The sequence below is a fragment of the Embleya sp. NPDC025285 genome (assembly GCF_055558835.1).
Genome location: NZ_JBVHLU010000047.1, coordinates 41,152 through 65,064, shown reverse-complemented (window position 1 = coordinate 65,064; position 23,913 = coordinate 41,152). Strand labels below are relative to the sequence as shown.

General features: G+C 72.9%; 17 protein-coding genes, 1 other RNA gene and 1 pseudogene. 12 read left to right on the top strand and 7 right to left on the bottom strand.

Annotated elements, in window-relative coordinates; all coding sequences use genetic code 11:
• Positions 1 to 24: 24 nt before the first annotated feature.
• Both map and ACZ4FV_RS28345 read left to right on the top strand, forming a co-directional pair.
• Entirely contained in the window at positions 25 to 873 is an 849-nt protein-coding gene (map, locus tag ACZ4FV_RS28350) for a type I methionyl aminopeptidase (RefSeq protein WP_395869426.1), read from the top strand.
• Positions 874 to 995: 122 nt separating this feature from the next.
• A complete protein-coding gene (locus ACZ4FV_RS28345) occupies positions 996 to 1,955 on the top strand; it encodes an SCO2278 family lipoprotein (RefSeq protein WP_465323574.1) in 960 nt (319 codons plus the stop codon).
• 28 nt (positions 1,956 to 1,983) lie between these two features.
• Here the strand turns inward: ACZ4FV_RS28345 and ACZ4FV_RS28340 are convergent, their stop codons facing one another.
• The 4 genes from ACZ4FV_RS28340 to yaaA form a co-directional block, all read right to left on the bottom strand.
• Positions 1,984 to 2,673, bottom strand: a complete 690-nt coding sequence (locus ACZ4FV_RS28340) for a bifunctional DNA primase/polymerase (protein WP_395869430.1) — start codon at positions 2,671 to 2,673, stop codon at positions 1,984 to 1,986.
• 297 nt (positions 2,674 to 2,970) lie between these two features.
• The gene (locus ACZ4FV_RS28335) at positions 2,971 to 3,207 is read right to left on the bottom strand and encodes a chaplin (protein ID WP_395869604.1); all 237 of its coding nucleotides are present in this window, start codon (positions 3,205 to 3,207) and stop codon (positions 2,971 to 2,973) included.
• 144 nt (positions 3,208 to 3,351) lie between these two features.
• Positions 3,352 to 4,035, bottom strand: coding sequence for a DUF732 domain-containing protein (locus ACZ4FV_RS28330; protein WP_465323573.1), 684 nt, complete (start codon positions 4,033 to 4,035; stop codon positions 3,352 to 3,354).
• Positions 4,036 to 4,210: 175 nt separating this feature from the next.
• Entirely contained in the window at positions 4,211 to 5,008 is a 798-nt protein-coding gene (gene yaaA, locus ACZ4FV_RS28325) for a peroxide stress protein YaaA (RefSeq protein WP_395869434.1), read from the bottom strand.
• A 150-nt stretch (positions 5,009 to 5,158) separates the two neighbouring features.
• On the opposite strand from yaaA, the pseudogene ACZ4FV_RS28320 reads away from it, so the two are divergent.
• Together ACZ4FV_RS28320 and rnpB are read left to right on the top strand one after the other, a co-directional pair.
• A pseudogene (locus ACZ4FV_RS28320) lies at positions 5,159 to 6,586 on the top strand (RNB domain-containing ribonuclease); the annotation flags it as partial.
• A gap of 41 nt (positions 6,587 to 6,627) precedes the next feature.
• An RNA gene (gene rnpB / locus ACZ4FV_RS28315) (RNase P RNA component class A) lies at positions 6,628 to 7,037 on the top strand.
• Positions 7,038 to 7,304: 267 nt separating this feature from the next.
• Here rnpB and ACZ4FV_RS28310 read toward each other — a convergent pair.
• The 3 genes from ACZ4FV_RS28310 to ACZ4FV_RS28300 all read right to left on the bottom strand — a co-directional run bounded on the left by ACZ4FV_RS28310 (position 7,305) and on the right by ACZ4FV_RS28300 (position 10,160).
• Positions 7,305 to 8,456, bottom strand: a complete 1,152-nt coding sequence (locus ACZ4FV_RS28310) for a bifunctional RNase H/acid phosphatase (RefSeq protein WP_465323572.1) — start codon at positions 8,454 to 8,456, stop codon at positions 7,305 to 7,307.
• On the bottom strand, positions 8,453 to 9,196 hold the full coding sequence (locus tag ACZ4FV_RS28305) for a zinc ribbon domain-containing protein (protein WP_402229627.1): 744 nt from the start codon (positions 9,194 to 9,196) through the stop codon (positions 8,453 to 8,455). Before ACZ4FV_RS28305 ends, ACZ4FV_RS28310 begins: the two co-directional genes overlap by 4 nt.
• 136 nt (positions 9,197 to 9,332) lie before the next feature.
• Positions 9,333 to 10,160, bottom strand: coding sequence for a Nif3-like dinuclear metal center hexameric protein (locus ACZ4FV_RS28300; protein WP_465323571.1), 828 nt, complete (start codon positions 10,158 to 10,160; stop codon positions 9,333 to 9,335).
• A 169-nt stretch (positions 10,161 to 10,329) separates the two neighbouring features.
• On the opposite strand from ACZ4FV_RS28300, the gene ACZ4FV_RS28295 reads away from it, so the two are divergent.
• The 8 genes from ACZ4FV_RS28295 to ACZ4FV_RS28260 all read left to right on the top strand — a co-directional run bounded on the left by ACZ4FV_RS28295 (position 10,330) and on the right by ACZ4FV_RS28260 (position 22,325).
• Positions 10,330 to 11,637 (top strand): PASTA domain-containing protein, encoded by a 1,308-nt coding sequence (locus ACZ4FV_RS28295; protein WP_465323570.1) that lies wholly within the window; start codon positions 10,330 to 10,332, stop codon positions 11,635 to 11,637.
• Positions 11,638 to 11,813: 176 nt separating this feature from the next.
• Positions 11,814 to 12,584, top strand: a complete 771-nt coding sequence (locus tag ACZ4FV_RS28290; RefSeq protein ID WP_465323569.1) for an SDR family NAD(P)-dependent oxidoreductase — start codon at positions 11,814 to 11,816, stop codon at positions 12,582 to 12,584.
• Positions 12,585 to 12,670: 86 nt separating this feature from the next.
• Positions 12,671 to 13,933 (top strand): sensor histidine kinase, encoded by a 1,263-nt coding sequence (locus ACZ4FV_RS28285; protein WP_395869441.1) that lies wholly within the window; start codon positions 12,671 to 12,673, stop codon positions 13,931 to 13,933.
• Positions 13,930 to 14,601 carry a response regulator gene (locus ACZ4FV_RS28280; RefSeq protein WP_395869443.1) on the top strand — a complete coding sequence of 224 codons (672 nt, stop codon included), beginning with the start codon at positions 13,930 to 13,932 and terminating at the stop codon, positions 14,599 to 14,601. Before ACZ4FV_RS28285 ends, ACZ4FV_RS28280 begins: the two co-directional genes overlap by 4 nt.
• A 340-nt stretch (positions 14,602 to 14,941) precedes the next feature.
• Positions 14,942 to 18,040, top strand: a complete 3,099-nt coding sequence (locus tag ACZ4FV_RS28275; protein ID WP_465323568.1) for a class III lanthionine synthetase LanKC N-terminal domain-containing protein — start codon at positions 14,942 to 14,944, stop codon at positions 18,038 to 18,040.
• A 5-nt stretch (positions 18,041 to 18,045) separates the two neighbouring features.
• Positions 18,046 to 19,863: an alpha/beta hydrolase family protein gene (locus tag ACZ4FV_RS28270; protein WP_395869610.1), complete on the top strand. Its 1,818-nt coding sequence runs from the start codon at positions 18,046 to 18,048 to the stop codon at positions 19,861 to 19,863.
• 80 nt (positions 19,864 to 19,943) lie between these two features.
• Entirely contained in the window at positions 19,944 to 20,081 is a 138-nt protein-coding gene (locus tag ACZ4FV_RS28265) for a VenA family class IV lanthipeptide (protein ID WP_020549100.1), read from the top strand.
• A 477-nt stretch (positions 20,082 to 20,558) separates the two neighbouring features.
• Positions 20,559 to 22,325 (top strand): ABC transporter ATP-binding protein, encoded by a 1,767-nt coding sequence (locus ACZ4FV_RS28260; protein WP_465323567.1) that lies wholly within the window; start codon positions 20,559 to 20,561, stop codon positions 22,323 to 22,325.
• Positions 22,326 to 23,913 lie beyond the last annotated feature (1,588 nt).

Below are 23,913 nucleotides of genomic sequence, written 5' to 3'. Positions count from 1 at the left end.
CGGCGCCGGCTACACTCGCTGGTTATGGCGATTCTCGTACCCGGTAAGGCAACCCCCATCCGCTCTGTTCCCGCCGACATCCCGCGGCCGGAGTATGTCGGGAAGCCGGCGCCGACCCCGTACACGGGGCCCGAGGTGCAGGACGCCGAGACGATCGAGCGCATGCGCGTCGCGGGCCGGATCGCGGCGGGCGCGATGGAGGCCGCCGCCGCGCACATCGCACCGGGCGTGACCACCGACGAGTTGGACCGGATCGCCCACGAGTACGTCCTGGATCACCACGCCTATCCGTCCTGCCTGGGCTATCGGGGCTTCCCCAAGACCATCTGCACCTCGATCAACGAGGTGATCTGCCACGGCATCCCGGACACCACGCGCCTGAACGACGGCGACATCGTCAACATCGACGTCACCGTGTTCATCGGCGGCGTGCACGGCGACACCGACGCGACCTACCCGGTCGGCGACGTGGACGAGGAGTCGAAGCTGCTCGTCGAGCGCACCCGCGAGGCGCTGAACCGGGGCATCAAGGCGGTCCGGCCGGGACGCCAGATCAACGTGATCGGCCGGGTCATCGAGTCCTACGCGAAGCGCTTCGGCTACGGCGTGGTCCGCGACTTCACCGGCCACGGCATCAACAGCTCGTTCCACTCCGGGCTGATCATCCCGCACTACGACGACGAGCGGGCGACCACCGTGATGGAGCCCGGGATGACCTTCACCATCGAGCCGATGCTGACCCTGGGCAGCTACGACTACGACATGTGGGACGACGGCTGGACCGTGGTCACCAAGGACCGCAAGCGCACCGCGCAGTTCGAGCACACCCTGGTCGTCACCGACACCGGCGCCGAGGTCCTGACCGTCGCGTAGCTGCGTGTACTTCCGTGTGGTCGTGGTCGACACCGGGCGGGCGCGGTGCGGCACCGGGCGCGGGCAGTAAGGTTTCGCGAGATCTCCTCCTGCCCGCTCCCCTGGAAGAGTGCCGAGTACCGATGCGCATATCCCGCGTGGTGGCCACGGCCGCCGCCCTGCTCGTGACGGCGCTCACCGCCACCGGCTGTGTCGCCGTCCACGGCTCCACGACGCCCGTCGAGGCCCTGGACCGGCACGAGGCCGGCAAGGTGCTGCACGACTACGAGGTGCAGAACAACCAGGCCTACGCGAACCGCGACCTCCCGCTCAACGCGCGGGTGGAGACCGGTTCGCTCGGCGCGCTCGACCAGGCCGGTCTGAAGATCCTGAGCTTCACCGACCCGCGCGGCAATCTGGGCAAGGCGCCGATCAAGCACGAGCGGCCCGAGTTCCTGATCCCCAAGGTGATCGGCTGGCCCAAGTGGTTCGCCGTGCACAGCACGCCGAACTTCAACAACGCCAAGCCGCAGTTGCTCGTGTTCGTCAAGGCGAACCCGGACGCGGTCTGGCAGGCCGCGTGGGGCCCGACCCTGCAGAGCCCGTTGCCCGAACTGCGGCGGGACGCGGACGGCTACCTCGAACCGGTCGCCCCGAACGCCGCCGGACTGGCCGCCGCGCCCGGCGAACTGGGGCCCGTGCTCACCGAGTTCCTCAAGGACGGCAAGACCCGCGCCGAGTTGTTCGGGCCCGACCCGTACACCGCGCAGTTGCGCAAGCAGCGTGACGAGCCGATCGGTGAGGGTTTCGTGCGGCAGACGGTGGACGGCGCGGCGAACCAGTTCCCGCCGCTCGCGCTGCGCACGAAGGACGGCGGCGCACTGGTGCTCTTCGCGCTCCAGCACAGCGTCAAGCTGACCGTGCAACCGCCGCGCCGGCTGGGCGACGTGGACCCCTCGACCCTGACCTTCCTGACCGGCAAGCCGACCAGGGCGGTCACCGAGCACCGGCTCTCCGAGTACGTCGCGGTGGTCCCCAAGGCCGGCGGCAAGGTGCAGCTTGTCGGCTGGATGTACGGCCTGGTCGGCGCCGACGGCGAGTGATCCGCCGGCGCCGGGGCGGGTGGGCGGGCTACATCCAGCGCACGTCGCCGGCCGTCGCGCCCACCGTGTCGCACGCGTCGGTGAGCACGTCCAGCACCCGCAGCGGGTCGGGCAGCGGCAGTTCGGGACCCCGGATCCAGCGCACCTGCTGCCCCGAGGGGTGTTGTGCGGAGGGGACCAGCACATAGCTGCCCCGGCAGTGCCAGCGCAGGCCCGGATGCGCGTCCAGCGTCTCGGGATGGCAGTCCAACTCGCACGGCCACCACTCGTCCTCGTCGGCGGGAGTGCCGCGGGTCGCGGTGAAGAACAGCGTGCGTTCGGGGCCGCAGGAGGCCACCGGACCGATCTCGATGCCCTGCTCGGCGAATACCGCGAGGGCGATCTCGCCCGCCCGCGCGGGTACGTCCAACACGTCGTGGCCCGCGCCGGTGGCGGTGACGAAGTTGGCCTCCGGATACAACTCCAGCCAGCGCGCCACCTGGACCGGGTCGGTGGACGCCTGGGTCTGCCACGCGAACGAGACCGGGTGCATGCCCGGTGCCGGACAGCCGACCCGGTCACAGGAGCAGCCGAAGCCCACCGGGTGCGCCGCCGGACAGACGGGCCAGCCGCGCTCGACCAGGTCCATGAGCAGTCCGGCCCGCCGGTCGCGAACGGTGTCCGGATCCTCACGCGGTCGACGGCGCAGCCATCCGGCCATTCTGCCCATTCGCTCCATGGAACCCCTTCTTCCGCGTGCGTTTCGTACGCGCCCCACACGGCGCCTCTGCGTATACAACGCGGAAGACCGGCCCGAGCAATCCCCATCATCGCGGGTCGCCCGAGTCGATATGCCGACCGGGTTCGCAGGTGATCGGAATAGCACCGGTACGACGCCGTGAACCCGCGAGAAATGTACATCGCGGATCGCTTCGGTTCGGCGCGCCGCCCGCAACGACGACCGCCCCGTTCCCGAATGCCGGGAACGGGGCAGTCGCGCCGGCGGCGGCCCGGGAGGCGGGCCGCGGCGCGTGGATCAGCCCGCGTTGACGCAGGTGTTGCCGAACGTCGGGTTGAGCACGGCGATCAGGATGTCGACCGTGTTCCCGCAGATGTTGACCGGGACGTGCAGGTCACCGGCGATCTGGTTGCCCGAGGCGACACCCGGCGACTCGACCGCCGCGCCCTCGGACTCGGCGCTCGCGGTCGCCACGCCGGCGCCCATGGCCGCGATGCCACCGGCCATGGCCGCGACGGCGGCGATCTTCTTCATGTTCGTCACAGCGTTGTTCCTCCACGTAACGTGCCGACCAGGTTCGGCACGCTGGTCAACGACGTGGTGGGGGGGCGGAAACGCGCGGCGGGCGAGATTCACTCGTTCACTGCGGGAGCACCGTGCCGCCGGCGAAATCGGGGGTCAGCGCCCGACCTTGCCGGACTGGTCCGGGCAGAACGCCGCGATCGCGCCGCCCACGAGCATGCCCTTCTCCTGCATCGCGCTCACCGCGGTCACCTTCATCGCGCTCTCGACCAGAGTCTTCCCGGACTTGAGGTCCGAGCACGCCTGCTTGCCTTGCGCGATGAGTTCGGCATCCGGCTTCGACTTGGTGCCCGGGATGAGCGTGTGCACCGTGGTGAGGAAGTTGTCCTCGCCGAGTCCGCCGCCTCCACCCGGGCGCGGCGGGTCCTCCTCGTCCTCGGTGGGATCGGGCGACGTGACGCGCTTGGTCGGCTTGGTCGACGGCGTCGCCGATCCGGACTTCGAGCCGGTCGACGCGCTCGCCGAGGACGTCGAGGACGCCGAGCTCTTCTTGTCGTCGTCACCGGACATACCGACCGCGACGATCACGCCGACCATCGCGAGCACCGCGACCACCGAGACGCCGATCCACAGGCCCTTGCGGCTGCGGCCGGGCTGGGGCGGGTAGCCGGCGCCCTGCGGGTAGCCGCTCGGGTACTGCGGCGGGCCGTACTGGCCCGGCGGGTACTGCGGTTGGCCGTACTGGCCGGGCTGCTGCTGCCCCGGGTACGGCTGTTGTCCGTATTGGGGCTGGCCGTACGGCTGGTTCGGGTCCTGGCCGGGCGGCGGCGGGTAACTCACTCATCCCCCATGGATGTCGGATCGTCGCCTCCGTCGAGCACGGCGCACGGATCATCCAAAGTAGGACGAAATGCCTTGTTTTTGGCCCGCGGAGGAAGCGTCAGGATCATGAAGCTCTCCTCATTTGTCAAGGCGAGTCTTCTTTCGATCGCAATCGCACACATGCCCGCCGTACTCAGACCGCGGCGACCACGATGTCCAGCGCCCAGGGCGTGCCTCCCTGCTTCGGTTCGGCCGTCTCCACGGTCCACCCCAGTGCGCGCAGCGCGTCGGCCAGTTCGGCCGGGTTGCGCGGTTCGGCGCCGGAGACCAGCAGGTCCCGGGTCACCCGGCCCTTGGTCGCCTTGTTGAAGTGGCTCACCACCGAGCGCTTGGCGACGCCGTCCACGATCCGCTCGTGCAAAACCCGTACCGTCGCGGTCCGCTCGGCCACCGCGCCGGTCGGCTTCCAGGCCGCGCCGTACGCCGCCGACCGCAGGTCCAGGACCAGTTCCTCGCCCGCGAGCCTGGGCAGCACCGGGGCCATCGCGGCGCGCCACTGACCCGCGAGCGCGCCGATCCCGGGCAGCCGCACACCCATCGAGCAGCGGTACGGCGGCACCCGGTCGGTCGGCCGCAACGCCCCCCACAGGCCGGAGAACACCAGGATCGAACCCGCCGCGCGCGCCGCCGCCGCGCCGGTGAGCGTGGGCAGGTCCAGCGCGTCGTAGAGCACCCCGGTGTACAGCGCGGCCACCGTCAGCGCGGGCGCCTCGCGCAGGTCCAGGTTGCGCAGCACCTCGCCGCGCAGCTTCGGACCCAGCCCGAGCACCTCCAGCGCCTTGAGCTCGTCGCCCTCGCACAGCGTGATCAGCGAGTCGAGCACCTGCCGCCGCACGGAGTTCAGTTCCGGCATCGAAAGGCCCGCGAGATCGAGCGCGGGGCCCGTCCCCGCAGCGGCCTTGCCCTCGGAGGGCGGCAACAACACGAGCACGGGCGGGACTCCAAGCGGCGCGGGCGGAATGGGGGTCGATCAAGTTTATGGGGAGGAGTCGGGCCGATCATGACGCAGCGGCTCCGGGCGCGCGGGCGAAAAGCCGGTGAAGTCCTTCGCACCGCAGCCGATCTTTCCTAAGCTCGACCCGTGCCTCGTCGCCATCTCCACATCAGGTCCGCCGACGGTGATCGCCTTCGCGCCGGTTTCACCCGCCTGCGTGCGGACCTCGGGCTGCCCGGCCCGTTCTCCCGCGAGGTGTCGGCGGAGGCGGAGGCTGCCGCCCGGCGCGGGCCGAGCCTGACCCGCCGGGATCTGACCGAACTGCCGTTCCTGACCATCGATCCGGCCGAGTCGCTGGACCTGGACCAGGCGATGCACCTGACGCGTCGGGGCACCGGCTATCGGGTGCACTACGCGATCGCCGACGTCGCCGCCTGGGTCACCCCCGGCGGCGCGCTGGACGCGGAGACCATGCGCCGGGTGGAGACGCTCTACCTGCCGGACGAGCGCATCCCGTTGCATCCGCCGATCCTCTCCGAGGCGGCGGCCAGCCTGCTGCCGGGGTCGGACCGGCCCGCGCTGGTGTGGGTGCTCGACCTGGACGAATCCGGCGACCTGATCGGCACCGACGTCTTTCGCGCGATGGTGCGCAGCCGGGCCCGCTTCGACTATCCCCAGGTGCAGCGCGCGATCGAGGCGGGCACCGCCGAGGAGCCGTTGGCGCTGCTCGCCGAGATCGGCATGCTGCGCGAGGTGCTGGAGAGCGAACGGGGCGGGGTGAGCCTGCCCATCCCGGAGCAGGAGATCGTCGAGGACGGCGACACCTGGCGCCTGGAATACCGGGCGCCGATCCCGGCCGAGGGCTGGAACGCGCAGATCTCGCTGCTGACCGGGATCGCCGCCGCCGACCTGATGACGTACGCGGGCGTCGGCATCCTGCGCACGCTGCCCGAACCGGCGCCGGAGGCGCTGGCCCAGGTCCGGCGGGTGGGCCGCGCGCTCGATGTGGCATGGCCCGACGGCGACACGTACGGCGCGGTGATCCGCTCGCTCGATCCGGACAACCCGCGGCACGCGGCGTTCCTCCAGGAGGCCACCGGTCTGCTGCGCGGGGCGGGCTACACGGCGTTCGACGCCGGGGTCCCGGAGCAGGCCGGGCACGCGGCGGTCGCCGACGAGTACGCGCACGTGACCGCGCCGCTGCGGCGGCTGGTCGACCGGTACGCGGGCGAGATCTGCGTGTCCCTGGTCGCGGGCACCGACGTGCCGGACTGGGTGGGCGCGCGGCTGCACGAGTTGCCGAAGGCGATGGAGACCGGCGATCGGCGGGCGCACGAGGTCGAGCGCGAGGCGGTCTCCCTGGTCGAGGCGGTCGTGCTCGCCGACCACGTCGGCGACGAGTTCGACGCGGTGGTGGTTGACCTGAACGAGCGCGGCGACGGCGGGACGGTACAACTCGCCGAACCCGCCGTGCGAGCCCGCTTCGACGGGCCGGGTCTGGGCCTGGGCGAGCGGGTCCGGGTCCGGTTGACCGAGGCCGACGACGCCCGGCGCAGGGTGCGGTTCGCCCCGGCGAAGGCGCCGGGCGCACCCGCTAGGATGGCGGGCACGACGGATGAGTCGGCCGGGCGGCCGCGTCGGGATTCCTCCTCGGAGGGTTCCGCCGAGGAACGTCCGGGCTCCACAGGGCAGGGTGGTCGGTAACACCGACCCGGGGCGACCCGCGGGACAGTGCCACAGAAAACAGACCGCCGACGTCCTCGGACGATCGGTAAGGGTGAAACGGTGGTGTAAGAGACCACCAGCGCCCGAGGTGACTCGGGCGGCTAGGTAAACCCCACCCGGAGCAAGGTCAAGAGGAGCACCGTCACACGTGCTCTGCGCGAACGTTCGAGGGCGGCCCGCCCGAGTTCGCGGGTAGACCGCTGGAGGCTGTCGGCAACGGCAGTCGTAGATGGATGGCCGCCTCCCCGGGCGCCGCAAGGCTCCCGGGAGACAGAACCCGGCGTAGAGGCCGACTCATCCGTCGCCTTCCTTTTTCTCGCCCCCTCCCCCGCCGACGCGGCTCGCCGGTCGACGGCGCGGGAGGCGTCGGGCCGACCGTGACGAGCCGTCCGGGGCCGGCCGGGCAAAGCCGAAAGCCCCGGCCTGAACCCAGGCTCGGGGCTTTCGGAAGTTTGGTCCTCCGCGTGGTCCGCCCGGATTCCTACTGGCGGGCACGCTGAAGGCGCTTCCGACTATGCCACACGTCGGACGGCGCCGTCAAACCTTTGTTCGACCACGCCGCCCGATGTCAGGCGCCGCGCAGGTGCGCGGTCTCGTTGAACACCCGCAGCGACGCGTTGCCGTCCGACCACCACTGGACCGCGCTGATCGCCGCGGCGGACAGTTCCATCCGGAACATCGACTCCGGCGGGGCGCCGAGCGCGATCCGTACCAGTGTCTTGATCGGCGTCACGTGGGTGACCACGAGCACGGTCCTGCCGGGATGCCGGGCGATCGTCTTGTCCCGGGCCACCTCGACCCGGCGGGCCACCTCGGTGAAGCTCTCGCCACCGGGCGGGGCCGCGTCCGCCGAGGTCAGCCACGCGTCGAGGGCGTCCGGGGTCTGCTCGCGCGCCTCGGCGAAGGTGAGTCCCTCCCACGCGCCGAAGTCGGTCTCCCGGAAGCCGGGTTCCTCGCGCACCTTCAGGCCCAGTCGTTGTGCGACCGCCTCCGCGGTCTGTCGGCAGCGACCCAGCGGCGAGGACACGATCGCCTCGATCGTGCCGCGCTCGGCGAACGCCTCGGCCGCCCGCGCGGCCTGCCAACGACCGCGCTCGGACAGGTCCGGATCGGCGCCGGTGCCGGAGAAGCGCTTCTGCGGGGTGAGCACCGTCTCGCCGTGTCGCAACAGCACCAGCGTGGTCGGGCGACCCAGGTCCGGGCCCCAACCGGGGGCGGTCGGGCGGACCTTGGTGGTGATCGGCTCCTCGACCTCCGGCTCCGGGGCCCGGGGCGTGGCGAACGCGGTGGACTCCTGCGGGGTCCAGGCCCGGCCCTTGGCCGCCGCGTCCATCGCCTCGTTGGCCAGCCGGTCGGCGTGCTTGTTCTGCTCCCGCGGGATCCACGTGTAGGTGACCTGCCCGGGCGGGTGGATGCCTCGGGCCTTGGTCGCCAGGTCGCGCATGTCGGCGTGCTTGATCTTCCAGCGGCCCGACATCTGCTCGACCACGAGCTTGGAGTCGGCCCGCACCTCGACGGTCGCCGTCGGGTCGATCGCGTGCGCCGCGCCCAGGCCGGCGATCAGACCGCGGTACTCGGCCACGTTGTTGGTCGCCACGCCGATCGCCTCGGCCACCTCGTGCAGTACCTCGCCGGTCTCGGCGTCGCGCACCAGCGCACCGTAGGCCGCCGGCCCCGGGTTGCCCCGGGAACCGCCGTCGGCCTCGACGACGAGCCTCACAGGCCCGACTCGGCCGTGCGGACGAGGATGCGCCGGCAGTTCTCGCAGCGCACGATCGCGTCCGGCGCGGCCGCCCGGATCGCGCCGAGGTCGGTGATCCCCAGTTCCAGCCGACACCCCTCGCAGCGGCGCTGGAACAGCGGGGCCACGGCCACGCCGTGCGACTGCTCGCGGATGCGCTCGTACAGCTTCATCAGGTCGGCCGGGATCGCCGCCGCGATCACCGCGCGCTGCTTGGTGGTGGCGCTCACCTCGGTGTCGATCTCCGCCTCGGCGGCGGCCCGCCGGGACTCGGCGGCGTCGCGCGCGGCCTGCGCCTCGTCCCGCTCGGCGACCAGCTTGGCCAGCCGGCCCTGGATGTCCTCGCGGCGTTCCATCACCTCCAGGACGACCTCTTCGAGGTCACCCTGGCGCTTGGCGAGCGAGGCCACCTCGCGCTGGAGGTTCTCCAGGTCCTTGGGCGAGGTGACGTGGCCCGAGTCCAGTCGCTGCTGGTCGCGTTCGGCGCGCTTGCGGACCTGGTCGACGTCCTGCTCGGCCTTGGTCTGGTCGCGGGCCGCGTCGCTCTCCTCGGTCTCGCCCGCGACCACGAGGTCGCGCAACCGGGCGAGCCGGGAGCCGAGGCGGTCGATCTCCTCGTTCTCCGGCAGCGTGCGCTTCTTGTGGGCGAGCAGGTCGATTCGCGAGTCGAGGGCCTGGAGGTCGAGCAGGCGGAGCTGGTCGGCGGGCGCGGCGTTCAGCGGGGGCTCCTTGGATGCGGCTCGGGTGGGCGGGAGGTTGCTTCCCACCCGCCCACCCGTTGCGTTTCGGTGGGTGGCTTCGGGTGTTGCGGACGACGGTCGGGCCGATCGGGCCACATGCGCGTCGTCACGGCGCTCAGCGGTGCGGTGTGTGGAACGTCCACGGGTCCGTGACTAGTTCCGACACGTGGGTTTCCACCGTAGTACCGGTCGCGGCGAGCGCACTGGTCAGTTCCTGGGCCGCGTACGCCAGCCACGGCCACTCGGTGGCCCAGTGTGGGGCGTCCAGCAGCGCGGGACCGCCGTGTTCCAGCGCCTCCGAGGCCGGGTGATGGCGCAGGTCGGCGGTGACGTAGACGTCGGCGCCGCTGCGGCGGACCGCGTCGAAGAGGCTGTCACCCGCGCCGCCGCACACCGCGACGGTGCGCACCAGGCGGTCCGGGTCGCCGGCCACGCGCAGGCCGGTCGCGGTGGCGGGCAGCGCCCGGGCGGCCCGGGCGGCGAAAGCGGCGAGCGTCTCGGCGGCGGCCAACTCGCCGATCCGGCCGATGCCCCGGCACTCGCTCGGGTCGGCCGGGGCCGGGTCGAGCGGGGCGGTGACGGTCAGTCCGAGCGCGGCGGCGAGCGCGTCCGAGACGCCGGGGGCCGCCGAGTCGGCGTTGGTGTGCGCGACGTGCAACGCGCAGCCGCCGGTGATCAGCGTATGCACGACGCGCCCCTTGAATCCGGTCGCGGCGACCGAGTGCACTCCGCGCAGGAACAGCGGGTGGTGGGTGACCAGGAGGTCGGCGCCGCGGGCGAGCGCCTCGTCGGCGACCGCCCGGGTCGGGTCCACGGCGAACATCACCGAGCGCACCTCGGCGTCCGGGTCGCCGCAGACCAGCCCCACCGCGTCCCAGGATTCGGCCCACTCGGGGTGGTAGATCCGTTCGAGGGCGCTGACGACGTCGGAGAGCTTGGGCACGAAGGGAGGTTACCGCTCCGAGGTCGCCGCCCCGGATTCGGGCATCCGGGGCGGACGGTGACGCAGTGCACCGGAGCGCCCCCGGATTGTGTGAAGTCGGCCCCATCCGAAGCGTTTGTGCGGTAGGCAGGCTCGCACTGTCGTACGACCGACGAGGGGGACGACGACGATGGTGCACTGTCTGCTGTGCGGTACGCCCTATCTGGAGACGGACGCGTACTGCCCGGGCGAACAATGCGGCACCGACCTGCACGGCCAGCGCATGGGCGATCCGGCCTGCGCGGTCCAGGCATGGTGCGAACCTCGTCGGATCACCGCGGCCGCCGGCGAGACGGTGATGGTGACGCTGACCCTGCGCAACGCGGGCAGCGCGCCGGACCGCTACGACCCCGAACTGCCCCGGGACGTCGGCCGGCGGATCGGCCTGGACCGCCCCGGCGCGCCCGATGTGTATCCGGGCGAGACCCGGATCTGGACGATCGTCTACACGGTGCCCCCGGACATCGAGGACCAGGTCGCGCCGAGCGGGATGTTCGGCCTGGGCGAGGTGGGCGCGGACAGCGGTGGCAGCGCCTTCGAACCGGTGTCCCGGGTGGTCGAGGAGAGCGAGATCCCGGTTCGGGTGGTGTCCGCCCGGGACATGCGGGTGTCCGCGTGCGCGCCGTTCTCGGTGCGGGTGGTGTCCACGGACCGCGACCCGGACGGTGGCCGGCGACCGGTCGGCGCACCGGTGGATCCGTACCACGACGATCGTGAGCGTCGGGGCGGCAAGCGGCGGACCAGAATCGCCGGCGCCGTGGCCGCGACGGTGGCCGCGATCGTCGCGGCGCTGCTGATCGGTATGGCGATGGCGGGCTCGGACGACAAGAAGCCGGCGGCCAAGGTCGTCCCGACGGGGTCGGCGGGCTCCTCGGCCGCGTCCTCCCCGGCCGCCGTGCCGACCACCGAGGCGCCGGTGACCAGCACACCCGAGGCGTCCGACTCGGCCTCGCCGAGCACCGGCGCGCCAGGGAAGCTGACCGTGCCGAACGTGGTCGGGATGACCGAGGCGCAGGGTGTCGCGCTGCTGCGGGAGAAGGGTTTTCGCGGCGTCGTCAAGGGCACCGGCGGCACGATCGCCTCCACCGACCCGGCGGCCGGGAAGAAGGTGGATCGGGACAAGGCGGAGATCGTGGTGACCATGTCCGGGGTTCGGACCACGCCGCCGGTCATCCGGCCGCCGATCACGATCAGGCCCACCGATCCCGCCCCGTCGTCGGCTCCGGTGACGACCACGGTCCCGCCGCTGTCCGGCCTGACCGTCGCCGACGCGACCGCGGCGCTGAAGAACGCCCGCCTGAACATCGCGCTGCCCTCCGGGGCCTCCCGGAGCGACGTGGTCACCGGCTCGACCCCGGGTTCGGGCGAGGCGGTGGCGATCGGTACGACCGTGACGGTGAGCGTGGCCCCGCGCGCGACCGCGACCGGCCCGGGCTGACGCACGGCGGCGATCGGGGCCGGGCGCACCGCGGGCGACCGGGACCGGCGCACCGCACGCGATCATGCAGGCCCGCCGCGCCCACCCGGAACTGACTCACCGTCAGATCCGCTGGCCGCCTCCCCTTTCCATGCAATAGCTTGCTTCAGTCAAGAACAGGCGAGGGGAGAACGCTCATGCTGGACCTCACAGGCGCGTCCGCGATCGTCACCGGCGGGGCCTCCGGGCTCGGCGAGGCGACCGCCCGCCGACTCGCGGCCGGCGGCACCTCGGTGGTGATCGTGGACAAGAACGAGGAGCGGGGCAAGGCGGTCGCCGCCGAAATCGGCGCCGGCGCCGTCTTCGTCGCGACCGACGTCACGCACGAGGAGCAGATGCAGGCCGCGGTGGACGCGGCGGTCGCCGTCGCGCCGCTGCGCGCGCTGGTCTCCTGCGCCGGCACCGGAATGGGCGCCCGCACGGTGGCCCGGGACGGCACGCCGCACCCGCTCGCCGCCTTCGAGTTCATCGTCCGGCTCAACCTGATCGGCACCTTCAACGCGGTCCGGCTCGCCGCCGCCGCGATGGCGAGCGCCTCGCCGCAGGCGGACGGCGAGCGCGGCGCGATCGTGTGCACCGCGTCGGTGGCCGCCTTCGACGGGCAGATCGGCCAGGCCGCGTACGGCGCGTCCAAGGCCGGCGTGGCCGGCATGACACTGCCCGTCGCGCGCGACCTGTCCGCGATCGGCGTACGGGTCAACACGATCGCACCCGGCACGATGGACACCGCGCTGTTCGCCGCCGCACCGCAGGCGGTCAAGGACACCCTCGGGCAGCAGGTGCTGTTCCCCAAGCGCATGGGCGTCCCGGACGAGTTCGCCTCGCTCGCGTACGAGTTGCTTACCAACAGTTACCTCAACGCCGAGGTGATCCGGCTCGACGGCGGCATTCGCTTTCAGCCGAAGTAGTGGGAATCGGCATCAATCAGGACGATCATCGCGCCGCTCGGCGCAGACGGTCGGCATGTCCGCCCCAATGATGTTGGGATGGGGGCGTGAGCGATCCGACCTCGGCGTGGCAGCGCCCCCTGCCCTTCCATCTCCCCGGCCTCGCGCCGCCCATCCGCCGCGACTGCGCGATCGGCGGCGTGGTCCTCGCGGGCGCCCTCGTCCTGCTCGTCACCAACTCCTACCTGATCTGGGGCGCGTGGGACCCGAACCGGTGGTTCCGACTGCTGCCGCTGCTGCCGTTGACCGTCGCCGAGTGCCATCGCAGCACGTCGCCGCGCTTCGCGGTGTTCCTGGGCTTGGCCTGCGAGAGCGTGGACATCGCGCTCGGGCCCTCCATCGGCGGCCTGATCATGTGGTCCGACGTGCTGTACGCGGCGTGCCTGTACGGCACGTCGCGACTGGCGTTCGGGCTGCTGTACGGCAACGTGGTGGCGCTGATCCTGGGCGCGGGCACGGTCTGGGCGGTGACCCGCGAGTTCCGGCTTTTCGTCCTGTCCATCTTCTACATCGGACTGGTCGGCATCTCCCCCGTGCTCACCGGCTTCTCGGTGCGCGAACACCGCGAGAAGGCCGAGGTGGAACGGTTGCGCGCGACCCAGACCGCGCGGCTGGCCGAACTCGACCACCAGGCCGCCGTGGTCGCCGAACGTGCCCGGATGGCGCGCGAATTGCACGACGTGATCGCCAACCACCTGAGCGCGGTGGCGGTCCAGTCCACCGCCGCGCTGTCGGTCAGGAGCATGGACGAGGCCCGGCTGCGCGAGACGCTGGAGGTGATCCGGGAGAGCAGCCTGCAAGGGCTCACCGAGATGCGCCGGATGATCGGCCTGCTGCGCTCGGAGAACACCCCCGAGGAACCGGTGTCCGTACCCCGTCTGGCGGAGACCGATCGGCTGGTCGAACACGTGCGCCGGGCCGGGCTGATCGTCGACATCGAGGTCACCGGCGTGGTGCGGGAGTTGCCCACGCCCGTCGACCTGGCCGCCTATCGGGTGGTCCAGGAGACCCTGACCAACGCGCTCAAGCACGCCACACCGCAGCGGTTGCGCATGGTGTTCGCCTATCGTGCCCAGGACGTGGTGATCATCGGGGACAACGGGATCGATCCCGAGCACGTGACCCGACTGCCCGGCGCCCGTGCGGGACTGGTGGGCATGTCCGAGCGCGTCTCGCTGCTCGGCGGCGTGTTCGAGGCGGGGCCGCGCGACGGCAGATGGTACGTACGGGCCGAACTCCCGTGCGGTGACGACGTGGTGCGCGGCGCCGGAGACAACGCCTCGCTGGGGCCGAAGGGTGGGACCGGGTGAGCGACATCGACACCTTGCGCGTGCTGGTCGCCGAGGATCAGGCGGCGGTCCGGGCCGGACTGGTGCTGATCCTGGACGCGGCAACGGGCATCGAGGTGGTGGGCCAGGCCGTCGACGGCGAGAACGCGGTGGAACTGGCCCGGTCGTTGCGCCCGGACGTGGTGCTGATGGACGTGCGGATGCCCCGCCTGGACGGGATCAGCGCCACCCGCGAGCTGACCGCGGAAGGGCTCGACGTCCTGGTACTGACCACGTTCGACCTGGACGAATACGTGTTCGGCGCGCTGCGCGCGGGCGCCGCGGGCTTCCTGCTCAAGACGGTGGACGCCGAACGCCTGGTCGAGGCGGTCCGGTTGGTCGCGCGCGGTGACGGCTTCGTGGCACCGGAGGTCACCCGCCGGTTGATCCACGCGTTCGCGAGCCCCTCCCGCCCGGGACCGGCGGACGGGCCCGAGGTGGGCGCCGAGGCGCTCGCGTCGCTCACGCCGCGCGAGGGCGACGTGCTCGCGTGCCTGGGCCGGGGCATGTCGAACCAGCGGATCGCCGAACACCTGGACATGGCCGAGGCCACGGCCAAGACGCACGTGAGCCGGATCCTCACCAAACTGGGCCTGCGCAGCCGGGTCCAGGCCGCGATCCTGGCCCAACAGCGCGGAATCGGCGAGTAACTCGATCAGCCCATTCCCAGCCGCATGGTTGCCCCCATGCCAGCCCGTTGACCTGCGCCGATGTCGACTGTTCGGAAATATGCAGATCAACTGACCAACCAACCCTCAATGCGGGTCACTTCACTCAAAGGGGTGAAGGCTGCCGCAACTCGTTGAGGTGGCCCGAACGCGCTGCGTACGGTCATGCCGTCCCGCCGGGGGGAGCGATCCGAGGCGGGGCGGCCATGTCGGCGACCGAGTCACAACGGTCGTCCGACAACCGTTTCCGGGCACCGGTCGACGAGCGCGACGCGCATCGCCGACCGGGGCGCGAGGGCACAGTCGAGGGGGAAGTCCAGGGATGGCGACGACGACTCGTGGGCACCGTGCGGAGCGCACCGGCGGCCACGGCGCGCCGGGTACGAACCTGGTCGACCGCGTCCGTGCGGCGCTCGACCGCTTTGCGGTCGGTGCCCGGGAACAGGATCACGACGGTCGGGCCGCCGGTCGGCCCGACCCCGCCGAGACCGGCGCCGGGTGGGACGTGCGCTCGGACGACTTCTGGTGCACCGTACGACCGCCGGGCCACGCGGCCCGCGCCCAGGGCTGGAAGATCCACGTCAGCGCGCGCACCGGCGACGCCCCGCACGTGCTCGGCCGAGTCTGCGACGTGCTCCTGCCGCGCCGGGTCGCGTTCAAGTTCGCCGGCGACACCGAGCGGCTGCGGATGCTCAACTCGCGGGAGGCGGACCGGGCTTCGGCGGGCAAGTTCATCACCGTCTATCCCGACGACGACGAGCAGTTCATGGAGTTGGTGGACGCGCTCGACGAGGTGACGCGCGAGCTGAGCGGGCCGGGCATCCTCTCCGATCGGCCGTGTCGACCGGGCAGCGTCGTGCACTACCGCTACGGCGGGTTCGGCCGACGTGCGGTGCTCGGCAACGACGGCGGCTACCGGGCGGTGCTCACCGACCCCGACGGGCTGGCCGTGGACGACGCCCGGGAGGCCTGGTTCACCCCGCCGCCGTGGGCGCCGGATCCGCTGCTGCGGCGGGCCCGTTCGGCGCCCGCCGCCGCGCCCGCGCCGGCCCGGCCCCCGGGGGTGCTGATCGCGGGCCGCTTCGCGGTCACCGCGGCGCTGCGGCACTCGGCCAAGGGCGGCGTCTTCGTCGGCCGGGACACCACCGACGACACCGACGTCGTGGTCAAGCAGGCCCGCGCGCACATCGAGGTGGACCGCTCCGGGCGGGACGCGTGCGCCGCGCTGCGGCACGAGGCGATGCTCATGCGGCGGCTCGCGCACACCGGCCTCACCCCTCGGCACGTCGCGCTCGTGGAGGAGGCCGAGACGATCTTCCTGGCCCAGGAGCGGGTTCCGGGCGAGCCGCTGCGCACCTGGGTCGGCCGACACGCGCAGGACCCGGACGTGCCCTGGGCGCGGGCCCGGGGCATCGTCGAGGAACTGATCCGACTGGTCCGGACGGTGCACGACGAGGGCCTGGTGATCCGCGACCTGTCGCCGACGAACGTCCTGGTCGGGCCGGACCACGCGGTGCGTCTGGTGGACCTGGAGTTGGCCGCCGAGATCGGCTCCTGGGCGGGTGCGGCGGGTACTCCCGGCTATCGGGCGCCGGAGCAGCGTCCCACCGCGGACGGTGGGCATCCCGTGCACCCCGCCGCCGATCTGTACAGCCTGGGCGGCCTGTTCTTCCTGTTGGCCACCGGCGCCGACCCGGCCCTGCCCGAGGATGTGGGGGCGAACCGCAGCACGGTGGAACGCCTGGGCGCGTGGCTGGAGTTGGCGGCACGGCAGGGCGACACGGCACGGCGGCTGGCGCCGGCGATCCGCGGTCTGTGGCACGAGGAGCCGACGGCGCGATGGACGGTGCAGCGGTTGGGCGCGTACGTCGCGGGGGTGGATGGCGGGGTCGGGGCGGGCTCCGGCTCGGGCCCGAGTTCGGGAGTGGGTGTCTCCGGTGACGACGGTGACGACGGTGCGGGCGAGGGTCGGGGCGGCGGGGAGCGCGTGGACGCCGGGGAGCGCGTCGCTGTCGGCCGGGACGGTGATGACGGCGCCGTGGCCGGGCTGGACGGCGGTGACGGCGCTGCCGCCGGGCCGAAAGGCGGGAGTGGCAGGGACGGCGGTCGGGGCTTCGCGGGCGCGAGTGCCGGTGCCGAGGTCGGTGTGGCCGGGCGCCAGGACGCGCCGGACGGACCTCGGCCGCATCCGGACACCGAGGGCGACAAGGTCCCGCCGCATCCGCAGCCGCCGGAGGACGATCCGCTGCTCCTGGACGGGCTCGCCCACCTGATCGCGACGATGACGCCGGGGCGGGTGGATCGGCTGTGGCCGATGACGGCCGGCGCTGCGGCGATGGATCCGTGCAGCGTGCAGTACGGCGCCGCCGGTGTGCTGGGTGTACTGGCCCGGGCCGCGCACACCACCACGCTCGAACCCCGACTGCGCTACGCGCTGCACCGCGCGGTCGAGGACGGCGCGGCGTGGCTGCGCGATCGGGCGGCGGCCGAACCGGTGGTCCTGCCCGGCCTGCACTTCGGGCGTTCCGGCACCGCGTGGGCCCTGCGGGACGCGGCGGCCCTGCTCGGCGACGAGAAGCTCGCCGCCGCGGCCGTCGACGAGGCCCTGCGGGTACCGATCACGTGGCCCAATCCGGATGTGTGCCACGGGGCCGCCGGGGCCGGTCTGCTCCAGGTCCGGATGTGGCGGGCGACCGGCGACGAGCGGTTCCGGCAGCGCGTCGTCGCGTGCGCCGACGCGCTGCTCGGCGCGGCCCGGCAGGCCGGCGACCTGACCCTGTGGCCGGTCCCGAAGGACTTCGACTCGCGCCTGGCCGGCGCGGCGCACCTCGGCTTCGCGCACGGCGTCGCCGGCGTCGGCACGTTTCTGCTGGAAGCCGCCCTGGCCACCGGCCGCGAGAGCTGCCTCGACGGCGCCCGGGCCGCGGCCCGCACCCTGACCCGGACCGTGCGCGCCGACGGCGACACCGCGTGGTGGCCGCAGGGCCCCGGCGATCCGGCGGGCGTACGCCTGGCGCACTGGTGCAGCGGTTCGGCCGGCGTCGGTACCTTCCTGGTCCGGCTGTGGCGCGCGGACGGCGATCCGCAGCACCGCGACCTGGCCGAGCGGGCGGGCGCGGCGGTCCATCGGGCCCGCTGGCACTCGGGCACCGCCGCGTGCCACGGCCTCGCGGGCAACGGCGAGTTCTTACTCGACTTGGCCGAACTGCTCGACGACGAGAGCCATCGCACGCGCGCCGCCGACCTGGCCGACCAGCTCCGGGCCCGGACCGCGCTGATCGAGGGCCTGCGGGTGCCCGCCGACGAGACGGCGATCGGCGTCTCCGCCTCGTACGGCACCGGCACCGCAGGCGTCCTCGGCTTCCTGCTGCGGCTCGGCCACGGCGGCGGTCGGCTCTGGTTGCACGGTGAGGACGCGTGAACACCATGGTGACGACGCGACCGCTGCGTCGGATCAGTTGGTCGTTCGCGGCCGACGGCGGGCACGCGGCGTGTCTGGCCACACCGGGCGACGGCACCTGGCGGGTCGAGTCCTGGTCGTTGCGGCCCGGCCGAGCCAGTGGCGCGCTGCCGGTGGGCACCGGGGCGCCCGAGCGGCTGCACAGCCAGTTGCTCGCGTTGCCGGACGGCCGGGTGCTGATCTGTCGACACCAGCCCGGCCGGCACGAGTTGGTCCTGCTGGAGGCCGACGAAGCGGGCAGCGAACGGCACTTGGGCACGGTTCGGCTGCCCGGTCTGCGGCTGCTGCCGTCGCCGGGTCCGGACGCGCTCGCGCTCGCGCTCGGGGCCGACACGACGCCGTCGACCACGGTGTGGCTGGTCCGCGAGGACGGCCGGTTGGACCCCGTGGCCGAGTTGTCCGGCCTGTACGGCGGTGGGGTCCGACTCGACCCGGACGGCCGGCGATTGGCTCTGGACCAGGTGCGGGACGGCCGGGTCAAGACCGTCGTCCTCGACTTCGAGACCGCCGCGGTGCGGCCCTTCCTGGAGCTGACCGAGGCCAGCAACGACCGGCTGTTGCTGGCCGATCCGGTCGGCGGCCTGCTGGTCATCGCCAGCGACGCGCCGGGGGGCGACCGGCTGGGCTGGATCCGGTTGCCGGCCGACCGCGCGCAGGCGCCGGGGCAGGTGCGCTTCCCGGAGCTGGTACACCTGCCCGACGCGGCGGTGCGGCCGATCGCGATCGCGCCGGACGGCCGCCGGGTGGCGCTCCAACTCGATCGGGGCGCGATCTCGCGGCTGGCGGTGTGGACCCCCGAGGACGGCACGCTGGTGGAGGTCGCCACGCCGGACGGTTGTCTGGGTGCGGTCGGCCGGTGGACCGAACAGGGGCTGCGGATCCCGTACTCCGCGCCGGATCGGCCCAGTTGCCTGGCCAGGCTGGACCCGGACCGACCCGACACGTGGCGCCAGGACGGCGAGCCGGGCCCGTTCATCGGGTTCGACGACGCGGCCCGGCCCGCCTGGCGACCGGCCCACCTGGAGTTGCTGGTCGGCGGCACGGGGCCGGTCGAGTCGATCGTGTACGGCGGTCCGGACTGGCGCGCGGCCGAACACGTGCTACTCGCCCTGCACGGCGGGCCGGCGGCGGCATGGCGGTTCGAGTTCGACCCGCTGTTGCAACGGCTCGCGGCGGCGGGCATCGCGGTGGTGGCGCCGAATCAGCGCGGCAGCACCGGGTACGGCGCGCGGTTCGCCGGCGAGTTGCACGGCGCGTGGGGCGGCCCGGACCTCGCCGACGTGACCGCGATCGGCCGCACGATCGGCGCCGAGCGGGCCGCCTTCGGACTCGCCCCGCCAGCCCTGTTCGGGGTCAGCTACGGGGCCTATCTCGCGCTGTTGGCCGCCTCGTTCGCGCCGAACGTGTGGTCGAGGTGCCTGGCGGTGGCACCGTTCCTGTCCGGACCGCGGTTGATCGCCGAGGCCTCGGTGCCGATCCGGGCGCTGATGACCCGACTCGGTGGCGACACCGAGTACGCCGACGAACAGGGTCCGCGCGACGTGGTCGCGGTGTGCGATCGCATCGCCGTACCGCTGCTGTTCGTGCACGGCGACCGGGACGACACCATCCCGGTCGGCCAGTCCCGGACCCTGCGCCACACCCTGCTCGGCCGCGGCCGGGTCGAGGGCACCGAATTTCGCTACCTGGAGCTTCCCGGTCTGGGCCACGACGTCCTGACCGGGGATGGGGCACCCGATCTCCACGCCCGCCTGACCGGTTTCCTGCAAACCGGCCGGGTGTGACGACAGGGGGGGAATCGCCCCGCACCACCCGTCGCGGGCGACCGCTCGCGACGGCGGCACCGTCCCGAAGGAGAATCACCATGGAGCACATCGAGACCGACCTCGCGGCCCTGCAGCAGCTCCCCGAGACCGAGTCGGTCGAGCTGGGCGGCCACGGCGGCAACGGGTGTCAGTTCACCTGCCTGCTCGTCACCTGCCTGATCTTCACGATCAGCTAATTCCGGGATCGCGTCGCCGGCCGGTTGGGCGGTGTGCGCGTCGACGGACCGGCATCCGTGCGGTGAACCGTGGTTCGCAGCGGTGAGCCGGGGTCGAACAGCCGGTGGTCGATCCGGTAAGTACGAACCCGGGACCGGGAGTTCCTGCCGGAATCAGGAGCTCCCGGTCTCGGGCCGATCCTCAGCATGGCAATCGCGGCCGGTTCCGGGCCTGCGGCACGCCGCTCGTGCCTCCTTCTTGGTCTTCGCTTCTTCGTCCTGGTCCTGCTTTTCGGCGTGGTCTTGCTTTTCGGCGTGGTCTTGCTGCTCCGTCCTGGTTGTGCTTCTCGTCTCCTCGTCTTCGACATCCTTCTTCGTCTCCCGGTCTTCGCCTCTCCGTCTTCGACTTCCTTCTCCGTTTTCGTCGTCCTTCTTCGTCGCGACGGTGCCGTTCGGGCGCCGCCCGTTCCACGGTCCGCGCACCCGAGGAGTCACGCTGTGGCCGATGTGCCGATAGCCACGCAGACCGCCCCGAAGCGGGTGGACCGCACCGGCACCGGGTTCCGTGCCGCGCTGCGCACCGCGCCCGGGGCGACCCTCACGCTCGCCTTCGCCGTCCCGGCCGGGTCGATCGCCGCGTTGTTGCTGCCCGCGGCCGTCGCCGGCTCCGTGGACGCGGTGGTGCGCGGCGACTCCGCGACGGGACCGACCGTGCGGCTGGTGGCCGTACTGGCGCTGGGGTTGCTCGCGGGAGTGCTGGCCGAGGTGGCCGGTCCCGGACTGGCCGCCGACCTGACCGCGCGGTTGCGCCGGCGACTGGCGGTACAGGTCACCGATCTGGGCACCGGCGCGCGGAATCCTTTTGCCGCCGGGGATGTCACCTCCCGGCTGGTCGGCGCGGCGCCCGACGCGGCCGGCCTGGTCCCCTCGCTGCTCGGCACGCTGGGCGCGCTGGTCACCTCGCTCGGCGGCATCGTCGCGCTGGCGCTGATCGATCCGTGGCTGGCGGTCGGCTTTCTCGGCGGGCTGCTGCCCGGGCTGCTCGTCGTACGGCTGTTCATGACCCGCGCGACCGGTCTGTTCACCGATTACCAGGTGGTGCAGAGCGGCCTGGCCGCCCGGCTGACCGACGCACTCGCGGGGGCCCGGACGATCCGGGCCTGCGGCACGCGGGATCGCGAGATCACCCGGATCCTCGCCCCGCTGCCCGAGTTGTCGGCGGCGGGCCACGGCTTGTGGCGGGCCCAACGCAACGCGGTCGCCCAGGTGTTGCTGCTCGCGCCGATGGTCGAGTTGACCGTGTTGTCGATCGCCGGGTGGCTGCTCGCGGAGGGGCGGATCCCGCCCAGCCAACTGGTCGCGGCGGCCGGGTACGCGGCGCTGGGACTGGGCTTCCTGGAGCAGGTCGAGGCACTCGTCGGGGTCGCCCACGCGCGGGCCGGGCGTACTCGGGCGGCGGAGTTGCTCGCGGTCGAACCCGCCGGCTACGGGACGGCACGCACACTGCCGCCGGGGCGGGGCGAGTTGACCTTCCGGCGGGTGAGCGTGCGGGTATCGGAACCGGGTCGGGACGCGGAGCGGGTGGTGCTGGACGGGATCGACTTGACGGTGCCGGCGGGCGCGTGTGTGGCCCTGGTCGGGGCGTCCGGTTCGGGAAAGTCCACGCTGGCCGCGCTGGCGGGGCGGTTGCGCGAGCCGGACGAGGGTGAGGTGCTCCTGGACGGAATGCCGGTAACCCGGTTGGCACGCGGCGAGTTGCGGCGCGCGATCGCGTACGCGTTTCCGCGGCCGGTCCTGGTGGGCGCGGATCTGGCGGGGGCGCTCGCGTACGGGCGGCCCGGGGCGGATGCGGAGACGGTGACGGAGGCGGCCCGGATGGCGTTCGCGGACGACTTCGTCCGTCGGTTGCCGGCCGGCTACGCGACCCGGACCCAGGGGCTCGCGCTGTCCGGCGGTGAGGTGCAGCGGCTGGGTCTGGCACGGGCATTGGTACAGGACGCGCGGGTGCTGGTGTTGGACGACGCGACCAGCGGCCTGGACACGGTCACCGAACACCACATCCACGAGGCGTTCCGCGCCGGGCTCGCGGGCCGCACCCGACTGGTCGTCGCCCACCGCGCGACCGCGGCGGCCGGCGCGGACTTCGTGGCCTGGCTGGCCGCGGGCCGCATCAAGGCGATCGGCACCCACGCCGAACTCTGGAGCGACCCCACCTACCGCGCGATCTTCACCACCCGCACCCCCGACCCGAACACGACCCGATGAGGCACGGGGTCACATGACCGACGACACCAACGAACCTCCGCCGAACCGCCACCACCCCACCCCACCCGAGCCCCGGAACGAGCAACACGGCCCCCCGCCGCAGGGAGCCGGCAACACGTGGGACCACCCGAACAAGCAAACGACGCACGAACCACCGGAGGCCGCCCACACACGGAACCGGCCGAACGAGCGGCCGGGACACGTGGAGGCCGAGGAGAGCCTCGGGCGGGGAGATCCCGACGGGCGGACGACGTGCGCGACGGCGGAGGGCGGCGGGGCGCCGATGGCGGGCGGCGGCGCTCTGCCGGACGGCCCGAGTGAACGGGCAGGGCACGCGGCGGTGGACGGCGACGGCCGGCAGGACGCCCCGGGTGAGCAAGCGCAGCGCGCGGCGATGGCGGGCCGGGCCGGCGAGTGGGCTTGGTGTTCGGCGGTGACCGTGCACGCGGCCCGCTCGGCGCTGCCGCGGAATGGGCAACGGGCGCCGATCACCGCCGAGGACAGCACGGAGCCCGGCGTTCCTGCCGGGGCCGAGGCCGAAGGGGGAAGCCGGATGACCGACGACGGGCCACACGACGACCGAACCACGGAGCCGAACCCCGCCCCGGCCCGACCCACCGGGCGACGCCGGCGCGTGGTGGTTCCGGTATGGGACCCGAGTCGACGTCGCGCCGAACCGCCGGCCCCGGAGGAGCCCGAGGAGGTATCCCGTGCTGCTCGCGGCTCGGTGGGGAAAGGCTCGCGTAGGAAACCGGGGTGGGACACGGACCCCTCCCGTGCCTCGGACACCACCGGCCCGGACCCCGGCGATGCCCCGGCGGCCGAGGCCCCCGGCCCACGTGTTCGGCGGTGGCGCTCCCGAACCGCACGGGGGCGGAGCGCTCGGCGACGGGCGTCGTGGGCAAGCGGATCCCCGGAATGGCAAGAACTCCCCGCACCTGCACCAGAGGAGCACCCGGACGCGGGCCGGCCCTCCGGCCGAAGTGAACGAGGGCGGCGGGTGTCCTGGGTAGGCGCCCACCCGGAAGGTCAAGAACTCCCCGCGCCCGCACCGGAAGAGCACGCGGACCCGGAAGCGCAAGAACTCCCGGCATCCACGACGCGGGACAACGCGAACGGGGCCCAGTCCTCCGGCCGAAGTGGACGGCGGCGGCGCATGTCCCGAGCAGGCGCCCACCTGGAATCGCAAGAACTCCCCGCGCCCGCACCGGAAGAGCACGCGGACGCGGCCGAGACCCCCGGCCGGAGTAGGCGACGACGTGTGCCCCGGGCAAGCGCGGACCCGGAATCGCACGAACTCCCGGCATTCACAATCCAGGACAACGGGGACGGGGTCGAAGTCCCCGGCCGGCGTGGGCAACGGCGCGTGCCCCGGGTAGGTGCGGACCCGGAGCCGGAGGGACTCCCCGCGCCGGCGCCGGAGGACGACGCGGACTCGGCTCAGGCCCCCGGCCGCAGTGGACGACAGCGGCGGGTGCCCCGGGCGGGCGTCCACCCGCAGTCGGAAGCACTTTCCACGCCGTCGCCGCAGGAGCGCGCAGACGTGGCCGGGGCCCTCGGCCGGAGTAGGCGACGACGGGTGCCGTGG